A 17043-nucleotide genomic window follows, 5' to 3' on the forward strand; every position below is an offset into this window, starting at 1 on the left:
GCGCTCGGCCATGCTGCGTTGGAACCAGCCTCAAAATGCTCATGTACTGCTCGTACACGCCGCTTTTCGACTGGTTTCGCCTTGCCTGGCCTTCGCTCGCTGCTTTGTAAACACCCTCTGTACCTATAACCAGAAACACGCCGGGCGCCCGCGGGTGCCCGACAATACTCTTCACGGAGAATTACCCATGCTGAACAAGCACAGGCTGATGGCCGTAGCCGTTGCGCTGGCGTTTTCTGCCGGTTCTGCGCTGGCTGCCGTTTCCCCGCAGGAAGCCGCCAAGCTCGGCGATACCCTGACTCCCTTCGGCGCCGAGAAGGCTGGCAACGCTGCCGGCACCATTCCGGCCTGGACCGGTGGCATCACCCAGGCACCGGCTGGCTACACTCGCTCGGGCCAGCACCACGTCAATCCGTTCCCGGAAGACAAACCGCTGTTCACCATCACCGCAGCCAACCTGAGCCAGTACGAGGCCAATCTGACGCCGGGTCAGATCGCCATGTTCAAGGCTTACCCGGAAACCTATCAGATGCCGGTGTACCAGACCCGCCGCTCCGGCTCCGCGCCGCAGTGGGTCTATGACAACACCGTGAAGAACGCCACCAGCGCCAAGCTGGTCGATGGCGGCAACGGCTTCTCCGATGCCTACGGCGGTATCCCGTTCCCGATTCCGCAAAATGGTGTCGAGGCGCTGTGGAACCACATCGCCCGCTACCGCGGTACCTACATCGTGCGTCGTGCCTCGGAAGTGGCAGTACAGCGCAATGGCGCCTACTCGCTGGTCACTTCGCAGCAGGAAGCGCTGTTCAAGTACTACCTGCAGAACGGCTCCTTCGCCGACCTGAACAACATCATGTTCTACTACCTGTCCTTCACCACCAGCCCGGCGCGCCTGGCCGGTGGTGCAGTACTGGTTCACGAGACTCTGGATCAGGTCAAGGAACCTCGTCAGGCCTGGGGCTACAACGCTGGTCAGCGCCGTGTGCGTCGTGCACCGAACCTGGCCTACGACACCCCGATCGCCGCGGCTGACGGTCTGCGTACCGCCGACGACACCGACATGTTCAACGGTGCCCCGGATCGCTATGACTGGAAACTGGTGGGCAAGAAGGAAATCTACATCCCGTACAACAACTACAAGGTCACCAGCCCTGACGTTAAGTACAAGGATCTGCTGCAGGTCGGTCACCTCAACCCGGCTCTGACTCGTAACGAGCTGCACCGTGTGTGGGTCGTCGAGGGCACGCTGAAGTCCGGCGCCCGCCATATCTACTCCAAGCGTACCCTGTTCCTCGACGAGGACAGCTGGCAGGCTGCGGTGGTGGATCAGTACGACGGCCGTGGTGAGCTGTGGCGCGTTTCCATCGCCTACCTGAAGAACTACTACGACCTGCCGACCACCTGGTCTGCACTCGATGTGTTCCATGACCTGCAGGCGCGTCGTTACCACGTGCAGAACCTGGACAACGAAGAGAGCAACACCATCGACTTCACCCAGGCCACTCCCGACGACGGTTATTTCAAACCGGCCGCACTGCGTCGCCGCGGCACGCGATAATAGTCGTGTAGTCTCATGCGAAGGCCGCTACAGTAGTAGCGGCCTTTTCGTATCAGCTTGGCGAATAGGCTTCTATCACGCGGGTTTTGCCTTAACAAAACATAACGTCGCGCCAATTGTCAGGGCTTTCCGAAGCTCGCTAGGATGGGCGTGATCAGTAGTACCGCCTATAACAAGAAAGGGGGAAGGTATATGAGTGAGCCCGTCATGCGGCGCACCCAGTCCGGTCTGGCGCCCATCCTGGCGCGCAAATCGGCGCTCCGTGTCCATTCGCCGCTGGCTAAAGCGCTCTCGCTGTGCAGTGTGCTTTCCATTCTGGCTTTCGCTGCCGCACCCTTGCAGGCCGAGACCTCGGCTGCGGCTGATGCTGGCTACGCCATCGAGTCTCCCAAGGCCGTGCACAGCCTGTTGCTCGATGTGGCCAATACCGGTGAGCGCCTGGTTGCCGTTGGCGACCGTGGCCACATTCTCTATTCCAACGACCAGGGGCAGAGCTGGAAGCAGGCCAAGGTGCCGACCCGCCAGATGATGACGTCGCTGTTCTTCGTCGATGCCCAGCATGGCTGGGTGGTCGGTCACGATGCGCAGATTCTCGCGACCACCGATGGCGGCCTGACCTGGACCAAGCAGTACGAGGACCTCGAACTCGAAGCGCCGCTGCTGGATATCTGGTTCAAGGATCTTCAGACCGGTTACGCCGTGGGCGCTTATGGCGCGCTTCTGGAGACCACCGATGGTGGCCAGAACTGGGAAGACGTCAGCGACCGTCTCGACAACGAAGACGCCTATCACCTCAACGCCATTGCCGCCGTGAAGGACTCCGGTCTGTTCGTCGTCGGTGAGCTGGGTCTGATGTTCCGCTCCGCAGACTGGGGGCAGACCTGGGAGCGTATCGAGGATCTGCCCTACGAGGGTTCGCTGTTCGGCGTGATCGGTACCGATCAGCCAGCCACACTGCTGGCCTACGGTCTGCGCGGCCACCTGTTCCGCTCTACCGATTTCGGTGACAGTTGGCAGCAGATCACGCTCAATACCCCGAACAATGGCCCGCTGGAGTTCGGTCTGGCCGATGGCGCGCTGCTCAACGATGGCAGCGTCGCGGTCGTCGGGCACGGTGGCACTGTGCTGCGCAGCAAGGATCACGGCCAGACCTTCAGCCTGATCAACCGTCCCGACCGCCTCTCTCTGGCCGGGGTAGCTGCACTGGATAACGGCAACCTGATCCTGGTGGGGCAGGGCGGCGTTCACCTCGCCGCCTCGACTGGCGCCGATCTGGGCCAACAATAACAAGCCGGGAGCCTTTGCATGACCAAGCATCAACAACAGCCTGCTTCCTTCCTCGAGCGGCTGATTTTCAACAATCGCCCGGCGGTTATCCTGATCTGCCTGCTGATCAGCATCTTCCTGTTCTATCAGGCTGCTCAGGTACGCCCGCAGACCAGCTTCGAGAAGATGATTCCGCTGGGGCACCCCTATATCCAGAAGATGCTCGAACACCGTAACGACCTGGCCAACCTGGGCAATACGGTGCGCATCTCGGTGGAAGCCACCGACGGTGACATCTTCAGCAAGGAATACATGGAAACGCTGCGGCAGATCCATGACGAGGCGTTCTACATTCCAGGCGTCGACCGTTCCGGTCTGAAGTCGCTGTGGAGTCCGAGCGTGCGCTGGACTGAAGTGACCGAAGAAGGTTTCGCCGGTGGTGAAGTGATCCCGCAGACCTACGACGGTTCCACCGACAGTCTCGAGGATCTGCGCAGCAACATCCTCAAGTCGGGTCAGATCGGGCGCCTGGTGGCGAACAACTTCAAGTCCAGCATCGTCGATATTCCGCTGCTCGAGTCCTACCCGGACCCGAATGATCAGAGCAAGCTGATCAAGCTGGACTACCAGCAGTTCTCTCACGAGCTGGAAGAGAAGATTCGCGAGAAATACGAAGCGCAGAATCCCAAGGTCAAGGTGCACATCATCGGCTTCGCCAAGAAGGTCGGTGATCTCATCGATGGTCTGATCGGTGTGGCACTGTTCTTCGCCGTGGCCATTGGCATTACCTTCGTGCTGCTGCTGTGGTTCACCCACTGCTTCAAGAGCACCATGGCGGTTGTGATCACCACGCTGATCGCGGTGATCTGGCAGCTTGGTCTGCTGCATACACTGGGCTTTGGTCTCGACCCCTACTCGATGCTGGTGCCTTTCCTGGTGTTTGCCATCGGTATCTCTCACGGCGTGCAGAAGATCAACGGGATCGCCATGGCATCGGGTGAGGCGACCGACGCGCTCTCCGCTGCACGTATGGCCTTCCGTCAGCTGTTCATCCCGGGTCTGGTGGCGTTGCTGTCCGACGCGGTTGGCTTCGTGACCTTGTTGCTGATCGACATCGGCGTGATCCGCGAGTTGGCCATCGGCGCATCGATGGGCGTGGCGGTGATCATCCTCACCAACCTGATTCTGCTGCCGGTGGTGATTTCCTATATCGGTATCGGCAATCGTGCGGTGAAGAAGAGTCGCGAGGAGGCTGCCAAGGATCATCCATTCTGGCGCGCCATTTCCAACTTCGCTCATCCGATGGTGGCACCGATCTCCGTTGTCGTTGCCGTGGTGGCGTTGGCCGGTGGTGTCTGGTACGGCCAGAACCTGAAGATTGGCGACCTCGACCAGGGCGCACCGGAGTTGCACCCGGATTCGCGCTACAACCTGGACAACGACTTCGTCATCCGTAACTACTCGACCAGTTCCGACGTACTGGTAGTCATGATCAAGACCGGCCCTGAAGGCTGCTCTACCTATGACAGCCTGGCCGCCATGGACGAGCTGATGTGGAAGATGGAGAACACCGAGGGTGTGCAGTCGGCGATTTCCATGGTCACCGTGTCCAAGCAGGTGATCAAGGGCATGAACGAGGGCAACCTGAAATGGGAAACCCTGTCGCGCAACCAGGACGTACTGAACAACTCGATCGCCCGCGCCGACGGCCTGTACAACGCCGACTGCTCGGTGGCACCGGTGCTGGTGTTCCTCGAGGACCACAAGGCCGAGACACTGTCGCGCGCCGTGGCTGCTGCCGAAGCGTTCGCCGCGCAGCACACCACTGACGAGCTGCAGGTCGTGCTGGCTGCCGGTAATGCCGGTATCGAGGCGGCTACCAACGAAGTGATCGCGGCGTCCGAGACCACCATGCTGATCGCGGTGTACGCGGCAGTGAGCATCATGTGCCTGCTGACCTTCCGTTCGCTGGCTGCGACCCTGTGCGTGATCCTGCCGCTGGTGCTGACGTCGGTGCTGGGTAATGCGCTGATGGCGTTCATGGGCATCGGCGTCAAGGTCGCTACCCTGCCAGTGATCGCGCTGGGGGTGGGTATCGGTGTCGACTACGGCATCTACATCTACAGCCGCCTGGAGACCTATCTGCGCCAGGGCATGTCGCTGCAGGAAGCCTACTACGAGACGCTTAAGTCTACCGGTAAGGCGGTGCTGTTCACCGGCGTCTGCCTGGCGATCGGCGTGGCGACCTGGATCTTCTCGGCGATCAAGTTCCAGGCCGATATGGGCCTGATGCTGACCTTCATGTTCCTCTGGAACATGATTGGTGCGATCTGGTTGCTGCCGGCCCTGGCTCGCTTCCTGATCAACACCGAGAAAATGCGCACCAAGGCTTGATGCCTGTCGCGTAGAACGAAAACCGCGGCCCTCGGGCCGCGGTTTTTTATGGGCTATCGGAATATTTCCGATGTGCACTTTGTAGGAGCCAGCTTGCTGGCGATCCGGTCATTGCTGCGCATGGGGTGTATCGCCGGCAAGCCGGCTCCTACAGTTCTGTGCATCGGCTGCAATCCGTAGGCATCTGGCACGTTGGCGTTTTCGCCGTGATCCGAAAGTGCTGGTTTGGGGTTCGCTTCGACGCCCGCGATCGTTTGACCGTAGCAGCGCTAGCGCGGGTACAGCGGCGGCAGCGCGCTGCTTTCCTGCGGCGCTGCGCTTGGCTCCTGTGCGGCAGGCAGGTTGCGAATCGCCTTCCACAGCTCCTCGCCTTGCCATTGCTGGCCAACTTCGCTGTACAGCGCGCCGTTGAGACCGTCCAGCGCGTCCGACAGCGGTACGTAGCGCGCGGCCATATCGGCGAGGGTTTCCGGTTGTTGGCGAGCCCAGGCGTCGAGTGCATGACGAGTGGCCTGGGCATCGCCGGCCTGGCAGGCGCGCTTGATGTCGTCGAGCAGCGTGCGTGGGCTGGGGCCGTTCTGCGCCGCGCGCTGGATCGCCGGTTGCCTGCGGGCATGCCACCACAAGCCGAAGCCGAGCAGCGTGGTCAGGCTCAGCACAGCGCAGGCCAGCTGCCATGGCCACAGTTGCGGCCCCTCGATGACCTGGGTCGTTACCATCGGCGTATTGGGTTGCTCGTCGTTCTGCAGTTGCGGGTTCTCCGCGACCTGCAGCGTACGGGCGGAGAGGGTGGTGCGCTCCAGCGTGTCGGTCTGGGTGTTCCACCACATCACTTCCAGCGGCGGCAGATCGAAACTGCCGCTGCGATTGGGCACCAGCGCCTCGCGTTCTTCGCGGGTGCCGATGATGCCGTTCTCACTCTTCTGGTCGCTCATCTGCGGCTGATCCGGGTAGCGCCGCAGGCCGTCGACCTGGGTCGCCGGTAATGGCGGCAGTTGAGCGCTGGAGAGGCCATCGACCTTGAGAATCAGGCGACGGGTCAGGGAATCGCCGACCTGGCTCTGTTCGGGTTGCGGGTTCCAGGTTTCCGCCAGGCCCAGGGCGCGCGCCGGTAGCCAGGGCACGTCAGCCGGGTAGTCCGCCGGCTTGGGTTTGACCTGTAGAGGAATGTCCGGTGATTTGACTCGCGAGACCTTGCCCGCGCGCGGTCCGAAAGGCAGAAAGTCGTTGTTGCGCGAGCGGTCGACCAGGGTCGCGCTGAAGGTCTGGCCCGGGATCAGCAGTTGGCCGCTGCGCTGCGGATAGATGGCGTACTGCAATTCGATCACGCCGTGCAGCACGCCGCCGATGCTCTTCTCGTAGGTGCGGGGTTCGCCCAGTTGTTCGACACGCGCATCCGCTATGCGCAGGGGCGTCAGGCTGCTGTCGTCGTACATGGACACCGAGTGGTAAATGCGCAGGGTCAGCACGGCCTGGGCCTGAACGTAGACATCCTCCTGATCGAGGCTGGCATCGATGAATACCGGTGCCAGCTGTTCGCCATTGCCGGCACTGACGGCTGCCTCGACGGTCAGCGTGATCGGCAGGGTTTCGGCGTCTTCCAGGCGGATCGCAGGGATCGTCACTTCGCCGTTGCGCCGTGGCTGCAGGGTCAGGATCCAGCGAGTGCTGGCGCGCGGCGTATCGCCGATGCTGCTCAGGCGATTGACCTGGCGGCTGCCAAGCACCTCGAAGTCTTCCTCCAGCGGCTTCAGGTCGGGGCGGCCGAAGCGGGTCGGGTCGGTCGATTCCAGCGTCAGCACCACGGTTTCGCCTTCACTCAGGCGTGTGCGGTCGACGCTGGCGAAAAAGGCTTCGGCATGGGCCTGCCCCGCGAGCACTAGAAGAAGCAGGAAGACCAGACGCTTCATCGATTCGAGTCCTGACGCTGTTGCTGTTCATACCAGAATTTGCGCCGCAGCAGTTCGGCCGGGTCATCCGGGATCTGCCGCAGCCATTGTTCCAGCGCTTGTCGGCGTTCGGCCGCCGTGCCCAGATCGGCTTCCGTTAGGGGTTGCTCAACGGGCTCGGCGTCGCCTGGGGGTTCACTGCTGGTGCTGGGTTGGGTGTCTTCCCCGGAGCCATTGGCGCTGCCCTGTACTTCGCTGTTTTCACTGTTCTCGCCAACACTGCCTGGTTGGCTGGGCTGCGTGGCAGTACTCTCGGCGGGCTGGCCGGCCGACGATTCATTCGGCTGCGATTGCTCGTTGGCTTGTTCCGGCTGCTCGGCCGAATCATCCTCGCCGGATTGCTGCTGATTTTCGCGCTGACGCAGCGCTTGCTCCACCAACGCCTTGTTTTGCTGTGCCGCGGCCAGCTCCGGCTGGCGCTCCAGGGCCTGCTCATAGGCATCCAGCGCGGCCTCCAGTTCGCCGGCCTTGGCCAGGGCATTGCCACGATTGTAATGATCGGCTGCGCTGTCGCCCTTGGCGAAACGCTCTGCGGCGGCGGCATAATCCTCGGCCTCGTAAAGCGCCTTGCCTTGCCACTGCGGATCGACGAAGCGTTGCGCGGCCTCGGCCGGACGTTGCGTCTGCAGCAGGCGCTGGCCCTGCTGATCAGGGCGCAGCCAGAGGTCGTCGAATTCGAAGGCATGGCTGCTCTGTGGCGGCAGCATCAGCAGCAGTGGCAGGCAGAACAGCCAGCCGCGACGACCAGCGCAGGCGGCGAGCAACAGCAGCGGCAGCAGGAACCAGTAGCCCTGGTCGACATGACTGTCGAGCTGTGTCGGCTCACCCGCTGCGCGCATGGCCTGCGGGCCGTCGAGCAGGCCCAGGCGGCGCAGGTCATCGTCGTCCAGGCGGCTCGGCGCATAGCGGCCGCCATGGGCTTCAGCGGTTTCCCGCAGGCCGCGCGCATCGAGGCGCGGAATCAGGATGGCGCCGCGCGAATCCTTGAGGAAGCTGCCGTCTTCCTGCACCACCGGCGCGCCTTCGCGGCTGCCCACGCCGAGAATCAGCAGCGGTACCGAGCGCTTTTGCAGTGCTTGCTGGATGCCGCTGCGTTCCGCTTCGTCGAGGGCGCTGGTGATCAGCAACAGGCGACCCTGGCCCAGTTGCGCCTGGTCGAGCAGTTGCAGTGCGCGGGCCACAGCCAGATCGGCGCGCCGCCCCGGCTCCGGCATCAGTGAGGGTTTCAGTGCCTCCAGCAGGTTACGGCTGGTGGCCAGGTCATCGGACAGTGGCACCAGGCTGTGCGCGCTGCCGGCGTAGACGATGATCGCCGTCTGCGTATCGCGACGCGCTTCGAGCAGGTCGAACACTTTGCGCCGGGCCTGCTCCAGTCGATTGGGGCGGCCGTCGGTGGCGAGCATCTGCGGCGTCAGTTCGAGCAATATCAACAGTGGGTCGGCAGGTTTCTGGTTGCTCTGCTCGACGCGCTGCCAGCTGGGCCCGAGCAGCGCCAGTATGGCCAGCAGCCAGGCCAGGCCGAGCGCCAGCCAGGGTAGCTTGCTGGAGCGGCCACTGCCCCCCTTGAGCAGCACCTGATGGAACGCCGCCGGCAACAGCAGTTGCCAGCGTCCGCTCTGACGCTCGCGATGCCACAGGCGCCAGAGCAACCAGGCCAGCAACGGCACGGCCAGCAGCCACAGTGGGCGCAGCCACTCAGGCCAGAGCAGGCTCATGCACGCCTCCGCAGCCGCTGCAGCAGGTCGGGCCACAGCATCTGGCCGACCAGTAACAGCGAGCCCAGTAGCGCCAGCGCCAGCGGCCAGGCATAGAGCGCCAGGGCCGGACGGGCTAGGGTCGGTTGCTGGGCGACCGGTTCGAGGCGGTCGAGGGTCAGTTCGATCTGCTGCAGCTCGGCCTGATCGCGCGCGCGGAAATACTCCCCACCCGTGACGTCAGTGATCGCGCGCAGGCTGGTTTCGTCCAGATCCAGGGCGCTGAAGCCGAAGCTGCCGAAGGCACCGCTTTGCTGCGGATCGGCGCCGATGCCGATGGCATAAATGCGCACGCCTTCATCGGCGGCCAGTTGCGCGGCCACCATCGGATCGATCTCGCCACCGTTATTGGCGCCGTCGGTGATCAGCACCAGCACGCGGCTTTGCGCCGGGCGCTGGCGCAGGCGTTTCACTGCCAGGCCGATGGCATCGCCGATGGCGGTGTTCTTGCCGGCGATGCCGATCATGGCTTCGTCCAGCCAGGTGCGTACCGTATGGCGGTCGAAGGTCAGCGGTGCCTGCAGATAGGCCTGGCTGCCGAACAGGATCAGGCCGACCCGATCGCCACGGCGGCCTTCGATAAAATCGCCGAGCAGGCGTTTGACCAGTTCCAGGCGGCTGATTGGCTCGTCGTCCCACTGCATGTCGGCGTAATCCATGGAGCCGGAGACATCCACCGCCAGCAGCAGGTCGCGGCCGCTGGCGGGCAGTGGCAGGGGGTCGCCGACCCACTGCGGCCGTGCAGCGGCGCACAGCAGCAGGCACCAGAGCAGCACCAGTGGTGCTTGCTGACGCCAGCTGGGCAGAGCGGCGCGGGCGCGGCGCCCGCTCAGGGCCTGCAGCTCGTCGAGAAAGCCGACGCGCAGCGCTGCGTCGCCACTGTCGGCTGGCGGCAGCAGCAGGCGCAGCAGCCAGGGCAGCGGCGCGAGCAGAAAGACCCAGGGCCAGGCGAACTCAAACATGCTTGCGAATCCAGATGGCGATGGCCTGATCGAGCTCCACAATGGCTTTGTCGCTCAGGGTGCACTGTGGCCTGTAGCCGCCATCGACCAGGATCATCCAGCGGGTCAGGCCCGCCGCCGGGCAGCGGTTATCGAGAAACGCCAGCCAGGCGCGGCTGCTCAGGGTGTGGCTGGCGCTCTCGGGATAGCGTTCGCGGCACAGGCGCTTGAGCAGGGCGTTGAGCTGCTGCAGCCAGGGGCCGGCCGGGGCGCCGTCATAAGGTTTGCTCAAGCGCGACAGTTCATCGAGCGCCGCCTGGCGCAGCGGGTCGAGTGGCTGCTGCGTAGCCACCTTGGGTGCGCGTCGGCGCCAGTTGCGCAGCAAACGCCACAGTCCCCAGCCGAGCAGTGGCAGCAGCACGGCCAGCAACCACCAGCCCGGAGCCGGCGGCCACCAGAGTACGGCGGGCGGATCGATCAGCGGCTGCAACTGGTCGATGGGGTTCATAGCGACTTTCTCGAATGCAGGGTGCTGAGCTGTTCCTGCAATTGCTCGACCAGTTCGAACTGTGTGCTCAGCGGCAGCAGCGGCACGCCGAGCTTTTGCGCCAGACGTTGCCAGCGCGCCTCGCGGGCCTGGGCCTGGGCACGATAGGCCTGGCGCAGGTCAGCATTATGGCTGTCGAGCTCCAGCTGTGCGCCGTTCTGGGTAAAGCGCAGCAGGCCTGCGGCCGGCAGGGCGTGATCGAGCGGATCGGACAGCGGCAGCAGCAACAGATCGGTATGGCGCGCGAGCAGCGTCAACTGCTGCTCGGCGTTATCGCTGAGGGCGCGCTCATCGCACAGCACGATCACCAGGCTGCCCGGGCGCAGGACTTCGCGAGCGCGACGCAGGGCCAGGCCGAAGTTGTCGCGGCCGGTGTTGGCCTGGCTCTCCGGGCCGAGCGCCTGGTTGGCGCGGGCCAGCAGGTTGAGCAGTTGCAGCAGACTCTGCTTGCTGCGCCTTGGTTTGACTTCGTGATGGTCGTTATCGGCGAACACCAGGCCGCCGATGCGGTCGTTATGGCCCAGCGCGGCCCAGCCGATCAGCGCTGCGGCGCGTGCGGCCAGCACTGACTTGAAGCACTGGCCGGAGCCGAAGAACAGGCGCTGGCTCTGCTCGGTGATGATGAAGATGGGGCGTTCGCGCTCTTCATGGAACAGCTTGGTGTGCGGCTCCTGGGTGCGTGCAGTGACGCGCCAGTCGATGGTGCGCACGTCGTCGCCCGGTTGATAAACGCGCACCTGGTCGAAGTCCACGCCGCGACCGCGCAGCTTGGAGTGGTGCAGGCCGATCAACGGGCTGCGCCGGGCAGGTGTCGAGAACAGCGGCACCTCATGCACCTTGTGGCGCATGTCGATCAGCTCGCCGAGGGCGATATGGATGCCGGGTTGGCTGGCCGGGGTTTGCATGGGCTTCAGCCCGTAGCCCGGATGCAATCCGGGGAGGCAGCGTGATCAGCCCCGGATTGCATCCGGGCTACGTGGGACAGGCGCATGGGGCGCAGCTGCATCAAGCCACCGCCACCACGTCGAGGATGCGCTGGATCACGCGGTCCTGATCGACGCCCGAGGCCTCGGCCTCGAAGGACAGGATGATGCGATGGCGCAGCACGTCGAACAGCACCGCCTGGATATCCTCGGGGCTGACGAAGTCGCGTCCGGCCAGCCAGGCGTGGGCGCGTGCGCAGCGGTCGAGGGCGATGGAGCCGCGCGGGCTGGCGCCATAGGCGATCCAGTCGGCCAGCTCGGCATCGAACTTGGCCGGCGTGCGGCTGGCCATGACCAGTTGCACCAGGTATTCCTCCACGGCATCGGCCATGTACAGGCCGAGGATTTCCTTGCGCGCGGCGAACACAGCCTGCTGGCTGACCCGGTGCTCGGGCTTGGCCTCACCGTTGAGCGCATCGCCACGGGCCTGGGCAAGAATCTTGCGCTCCACCGCCGCATCGGGAAAACCGATCTTCACGTGCATCAGAAAGCGGTCGAGCTGCGCTTCCGGCAGCGGGTAGGTGCCTTCCTGTTCGATGGGGTTCTGCGTGGCCATGACCAGAAACAGCGGCGACAGGTCGTAGGTGCTGCGGCCTACCGAGACCTGGCGCTCGGCCATGGCTTCGAGCAGCGCCGATTGCACCTTGGCCGGGGCGCGGTTGATCTCGTCGGCCAGCACCAGGTTGTGAAAGATCGGCCCCTGCTGGAATACGAAGCTGCCGGTTTCCGGGCGATAGATTTCGGTGCCGGTGATGTCCGCCGGCAACAGGTCGGGGGTGAACTGGATGCGATGGAACTCGCCCTCGATACCCTCGGCCAGCTCCTTGATCGCCTTGGTCTTGGCCAGGCCGGGGGCGCCCTCGACCAGCAAATGGCCGTCGGCGAGCAGCGCGATCAGCAAACGCTCGATGAGCCTTTCCTGGCCGAGAATCTGAGTGGAGAGAAATTGGCGTAACGCGAGCAGCGCTTCACGGTGTTCCATCGTCGGGCTCTTCTGGCGGATGGGCGGGGCTTTTCACGGCCGCGCGTGCAGACCGCCGACTTTAATGCATTTGCGGCTTCAGCCGCTATCTGCGGCGCGGGTCATGAACAGTCTGGCAACAGAAATGCGAGGGGCGTCGCCAACGCTGAAATGCCCGCCCTTGGCGAGGGCGGGTCATATAGCCGGGGGCGACGCTATTGCCACTGCGCCAGGAGCCGGCGCTGGGCGAGCAGAGCGCTGTCCTGCGTGGTGGGCGCAAACTGTACGGTCTGCCCCGGCAGGCATTGTGCCAGCCGAGCCACGGCCTGTGGCGTCAGGGCGCCGAGGCGCGGGTAGCCGCCGATGGTCTGGCGGTCGTTGAGCAGGATGATCGGTTGGCCATCCGGCGGCACCTGCACGGCGCCCAACGGGATACCTTCGGAGATCATCGAGCCACGCTGGCATTGCAGCTGCGGGCCGTTGAGACGAATGCCCATGCGGTCGGCGCGCTGGTCGATCAGCCATTGGCTGTTGAAGGCATCGAACAGACTCTGGCCGCGGAAGTCGCCGATCTGTGCACCCAACACCAACTGCAGACGTGGCGCATCCCGGTACTCGGGGATGAACTCGGTGGGCATCTGTCGCGTTGCGCTGGCGCTGCCGGGCCAGGCCAGCGAGTCGCCGACAGCGATGGCGCGGCCATCGCCCTGCAGGCCACCAAGGCCTTCGCGCAACATGCTGGCGCAGCTGCCCAGCACCAGCGGCGCCTCAAATCCACCTGGCGCAGCCAGATAGGCGCGCGCGCCCTGGCGCGGCTGAGCGAAACTCAGGCGCTGGCCCTTGCGCACTTCGAAGCTGCGCCAGGACGCCAGCGGCTGGTCGTCCAGCCGCGCACCGAGGTCGGCACCGGTCACTGCCAGGGTGGCGTCGCGGCTGCATTCGAAATCGGCATTGCCCAGGGTGATCTCCACCACAGCGGCAGTCAGCGGGTTGCCCAGCAGCCAGTTGGCCCAGCGATGGGCGATCCAGTCCAGGGCTCCGCACTGGGTCACGCCGAGGTGGCGCACGCCGAAACGGCCACCATCCTGCAGTTGAATGAAAGGGCTGCTGCGCAATACGCGCAGGCCGCCATCGATAGCACTCATTGACCGGTCTCCAGCGGACTGTCGTCGCCGCCCAGGCGGATGAATTCGGCGCGCTCGATGGGTACGAAACGCACTCGGTCACCGGGTTGCAGCAGGCTGTAGCCTTCGATGTCGCTGCCGAACAGGCGACTCGGCGTGCGCCCGATCAGGTTCCAGCCACCGGGCGAAACCACCGGGTAGGCGGCCGTCTGCCGTTCGGCGATGCCGACGCTGCCGGCGGCGATGCGCTTGCGCGGCGTGCTCAGGCGCGGCGCGGCGAGGATTTCCTCGACCAGGCCCATGAAGGCGAAGCCGGGCGCGAAACCCAGGGCGAATACCTGATAGGCATGACCGCTGTGCCGGGCGATCACCTCGGCCTCACTGAGCCCGCTGCGCCGAGCCAGCAGTTGCAGCTCAGGGCCGACGCTGCGGTCGTACCAGGTGGGCAACTGATGCTCGCGGCCGCCTTGCAGATCGGCAGGCTGCAAGCCATCGAGTGCTTCGGTGACCTTCGCGCGCGCCTGCTCGCTGTCGAGCTGGCACAGGTCGTAGTGCAGCAGCAGCGTGGTATAGGAGGGCACCAGGTCGATCAGCGCGTCGCCGAATGCGTCGTGCAGGCGCGTGCGTGCGGCCAGCATCCACGGCATGTTGGCTTCATCGATAACGTCGAACAGGCGCAGGATCAGGCTGTCGATGCCGGCGACTTCCAGCCTGGCGTTGGGCGCCTTCATGCCTGAACCAGGCTGTCGAAGGCCTGGCGGATGCGCCTGACGGCGGCGACCGAGCTGGCGTTGTCGCCATGCACGCACAGCGTCTGCGCGGCCAGGTGCAATGCGCTGCCGTCGCTGGCCTGCAGTGCCTCGCCACGCGCCAGGGTCAGCGCCTGGCTGACGATCACCTCGCTGTCGTGATGCACGGCACCCGGCAGGCTGCGGCTGACCAGGAAACCGGCGGCATCGTAGGCGCGGTCGGCGAAAGCCTCGAACCACAGGGTCAGGCCGAATTCCTCGCCCAGCGCCTGGGCGGCACTGTTGTCGCGGGTGCACATCAGCATCAGCGGCAGTTGGCGGTCGTACCTGGCCACGGCGCTCATCACCGCGCGCAGGGTGGCGGGTTTGCGCATCATGTCCTGATACAGCGCGCCGTGCGGTTTGACGTAGCTGACACGCGTGCCCTGGCTGCGGCAGATGCCTTCCAGCGCACCGATCTGGTAGAGCATCAGGTCTTCGACTTCCTGCGGCGTGCAGTCCATCGAGCGACGGCCGAAGCCGACCAGGTCCTGATAGGCGGTGTGCGCGCCGATGCGTACGTCATGGGCCACGGCCAGGGCCACGGTCTTGCGCATCACGCTGGGGTCCGAGGCGTGGAAACCGCAGGCGATGTTGGCGCAGTCGATGTAGGGCATTACCTCGGCGTCCAGGCCCATGGTCCAGGCGCCGAAGCTTTCGCCGATGTCACAGTTCAGAAGCAGATCGTTCACGCGGGAGCTCCTCAGGCAGGCAGCCGGTAAGCCGGTGCTGGCGCGGCTTGCGACGGCTGTAGCCGTCATCCATGGCTGTCATTTTTCAACGGCCTGCCGGAGGCGTCCAACTAATTAAAGCGTGCGCCCGATATAGGAAAAGTCGATGAGGCTCAGGCCAGGCGGAACTGCCTGGCGCTGCGTCCCAGTGCATCGACCTGGGATGACAAGCCCTCGGTATGGCCGCCCAGGGTATGGCGCAGGTCCTTGCTTTGCCCGGTATGCACGTGGATGGTTTCCATCTTGTCGGCGATGTCCTCGGTGGTGGTGGAGACTTCCTCGATGGCCACCACGACCTGGTTCATTTCGCCGGTCAGGCGCTCCATCGCCGAGGTGATGGCGCTGATGGCGTCGGCCACCTGAGCGGCATGTCGCTCGCTGTCGGCAGCCAGGTTCAGGCCGTTGCTCATCAACTGGTGCATGTGTCGGGTCTGTTGCTGGAACTCGCCGACGATGGCGCTGATGTCGGTGGTTGCCGAGACCGTTTTCTGCGCCAGCGAGCGCACCTCATCGGCCACCACCGAGAAGCCGCGCCCGGCATCGCCTGCCCGGGCCGCCTCGATTGCCGCGTTGAGGGCGAGCAGGTTGGTCTGGTCGGCAAGGCTGTTGATCACATCGACGATGCCGTTGACCCGCGCGCTGCTGTGGCCGAGGGCATCGACCTGGCTGTGTGTGTCCTGAATCAGCTGCGCCAGACGACTCATGCTGTCGACGCTGGCGGCGATCACTTCGCCGCCGTTACGTGCGGCATCGTAGGCGCTGGTGGTGGCGGTGCCGACTTGCGCCGTGCGCTGCGCCATGTCGTTGAGGGTGGCGCTGATCTGATGCGAGGCCGAGGCGGCCTGCTCGGTCTGCATTTCCACCTGGGTGCTGTTATCACCCAGCTGACGCATGGCATCGCCCAGGTGATGGTGCAGGCGGCTCAGCTCGCCGTTGGCGCGCACCACTTCGGCAACGATACCGCCGATGCCCTGGATCATGCGGTTGGCGGCGTCGGCCAGTTGATTGAATTCGTCATGCGGGTTGCTGCCCACCGGCAGTTTGCCGGTGAGATCGCCGGAGGCGACCTGAGTGAGCAACTGAATGACGTTGCGCAGGCGGCTGACCAAGGTGCGTGACGCCTGCAGCAAGGTGAAGCAGAGCAGGGCGGCAACGGCGAGGAAGCTCAGCCCCATCATCCACAGTGCGGACAGGCGGGCCTGCTCGGCTTCCTGGGTGCGGCGCAGCAACAGGCCGCTCTGCAGCGCTTGTGCCTGCTCTTCGATACGCGTCTGCAACTGCTCGCCCAACTGGCGCAGGCGCTGATTGGTCGCGTTGATGCGCTCGATGTTGCCATGGATATCCGTGAACGCCTGGGCATAGCCCTGCACGTTCTTGCCAATCGGCGTGTCCTGCCATTCAAGGTCTGCGATCTGTTCCTGCAATTTGCCGATGGCCGTCAGGGCAATCTGGGCGAACGCCGGGTCGAAGGTCGACAGGTAGTCACGCTGGCTGCTCAGGGCACTGCTAATGAAGGGTTTGATCAGGTCGAAACTGATCGCCTCCAGAGCCTTGCCTTTTTCCGTCAACGTCTTGCGCTGGCCTTCAAAGGGGGTCAGGCCCAGGGCCTGATTGAAGCTCAGCCACTGGCGCTGCTGGGCCAGTTCCTCGAGCAGCACGGCCTGGATCTGCTGGGCGTGTTGCAAGGTCTCGCCGTCTTCCAGCGCTTGGGCTTGCGTCAACAGTTGTCCGATGAGTTCTTGCAGCTCATCGAGACCGCTGTCGAACTCTGCCAACAGGTCTGGGGTGATCTGTTGGCGCAGTGCGTTCTGTTGCCACCAGCGGTTCATCAACTGGGTACTGGCGCTGGCATAGGCTGCCGCCTGTTCCCTCGCCTGCAATGCACTGCTGACACTGTGGCTGGCCCATAACGAGGCGGCGGCCATGAGGATCAGGCTGATCAGGGTGAGCGCGACAAGGGCGCGGAATTTTTGTTGCCAGGACAGTAAAAAGCTCACGTTAACGCCTCGCCATCTTCTTCGGGATGATGCTCAGGAATCGGCAAGTT

Annotated in this window: 13 protein-coding genes; 3 read left to right on the plus strand and 10 right to left on the minus strand. The window is 64.3% G+C overall.

Annotation, left to right across the window (positions count from 1 at the left end):
- Window positions 1–187 precede the first annotated feature (187 nt).
- The 3 genes from GV002_RS06155 (at window position 188) to GV002_RS06165 (ending at window position 5218) form a co-directional block, all read left to right on the plus strand.
- Window positions 188–1558, plus strand: coding sequence for a DUF1329 domain-containing protein (locus GV002_RS06155; RefSeq protein WP_017679059.1), 1371 nt, complete (start codon window positions 188–190; stop codon window positions 1556–1558).
- 192 nt (window positions 1559–1750) lie between these two features.
- Window positions 1751–2845 (plus strand): YCF48-related protein, encoded by a 1095-nt coding sequence (locus GV002_RS06160; protein ID WP_372241818.1) that lies wholly within the window; start codon window positions 1751–1753, stop codon window positions 2843–2845.
- Between the two features lie 18 nt (window positions 2846–2863).
- Complete coding sequence (locus tag GV002_RS06165; protein WP_160017522.1) at window positions 2864–5218, plus strand: efflux RND transporter permease subunit; 2355 nt, start codon at window positions 2864–2866, stop codon at window positions 5216–5218.
- 269 nt (window positions 5219–5487) lie between these two features.
- Here GV002_RS06165 and GV002_RS06170 read toward each other — a convergent pair whose 3' ends face one another.
- The 10 genes from GV002_RS06170 to GV002_RS06215 form a co-directional block, all read right to left on the minus strand.
- Window positions 5488–7128 (minus strand): BatD family protein, encoded by a 1641-nt coding sequence (locus GV002_RS06170; protein WP_160017523.1) that lies wholly within the window; start codon window positions 7126–7128, stop codon window positions 5488–5490.
- Window positions 7125–8882, minus strand: a complete 1758-nt coding sequence (locus tag GV002_RS06175) for a VWA domain-containing protein (RefSeq protein ID WP_160017524.1) — start codon at window positions 8880–8882, stop codon at window positions 7125–7127. The genes GV002_RS06170 and GV002_RS06175 overlap by 4 nt, the downstream gene beginning before the upstream one ends.
- Entirely contained in the window at window positions 8879–9883 is a 1005-nt protein-coding gene (locus GV002_RS06180) for a vWA domain-containing protein (protein ID WP_160017525.1), read from the minus strand. The genes GV002_RS06175 and GV002_RS06180 overlap by 4 nt, the downstream gene beginning before the upstream one ends.
- A complete protein-coding gene (locus GV002_RS06185) occupies window positions 9876–10370 on the minus strand; it encodes a DUF4381 domain-containing protein (protein WP_160017526.1) in 495 nt (164 codons plus the stop codon). The genes GV002_RS06180 and GV002_RS06185 overlap by 8 nt, the downstream gene beginning before the upstream one ends.
- Window positions 10367–11314: a DUF58 domain-containing protein gene (locus GV002_RS06190; RefSeq protein ID WP_160017527.1), complete on the minus strand. Its 948-nt coding sequence runs from the start codon at window positions 11312–11314 to the stop codon at window positions 10367–10369. The genes GV002_RS06185 and GV002_RS06190 overlap by 4 nt, the downstream gene beginning before the upstream one ends.
- 100 nt (window positions 11315–11414) lie before the next feature.
- The gene (locus GV002_RS06195) at window positions 11415–12374 is read right to left on the minus strand and encodes an AAA family ATPase (RefSeq protein ID WP_160017528.1); all 960 of its coding nucleotides are present in this window, start codon (window positions 12372–12374) and stop codon (window positions 11415–11417) included.
- 194 nt (window positions 12375–12568) lie between these two features.
- Window positions 12569–13498, minus strand: coding sequence for a biotin-dependent carboxyltransferase family protein (locus GV002_RS06200; RefSeq protein WP_160017529.1), 930 nt, complete (start codon window positions 13496–13498; stop codon window positions 12569–12571).
- Window positions 13495–14208, minus strand: coding sequence for a 5-oxoprolinase subunit B family protein (locus GV002_RS06205; RefSeq protein ID WP_160017530.1), 714 nt, complete (start codon window positions 14206–14208; stop codon window positions 13495–13497). The genes GV002_RS06200 and GV002_RS06205 overlap by 4 nt, the downstream gene beginning before the upstream one ends.
- A complete protein-coding gene (locus GV002_RS06210) occupies window positions 14205–14957 on the minus strand; it encodes a 5-oxoprolinase subunit PxpA (protein ID WP_160017531.1) in 753 nt (250 codons plus the stop codon). The genes GV002_RS06205 and GV002_RS06210 overlap by 4 nt, the downstream gene beginning before the upstream one ends.
- A gap of 152 nt (window positions 14958–15109) precedes the next feature.
- The gene (locus tag GV002_RS06215) at window positions 15110–16993 is read right to left on the minus strand and encodes a methyl-accepting chemotaxis protein (RefSeq protein WP_160017532.1); all 1884 of its coding nucleotides are present in this window, start codon (window positions 16991–16993) and stop codon (window positions 15110–15112) included.
- Between the last annotated feature and the right edge of the window lie 50 nt (window positions 16994–17043).

It is taken from the genome of Pseudomonas sp. 8O (assembly GCF_902506495.1).
GTDB classification, from domain to species: Bacteria; Pseudomonadota; Gammaproteobacteria; order Pseudomonadales; family Pseudomonadaceae; genus Aquipseudomonas; species Aquipseudomonas chaetocerotis.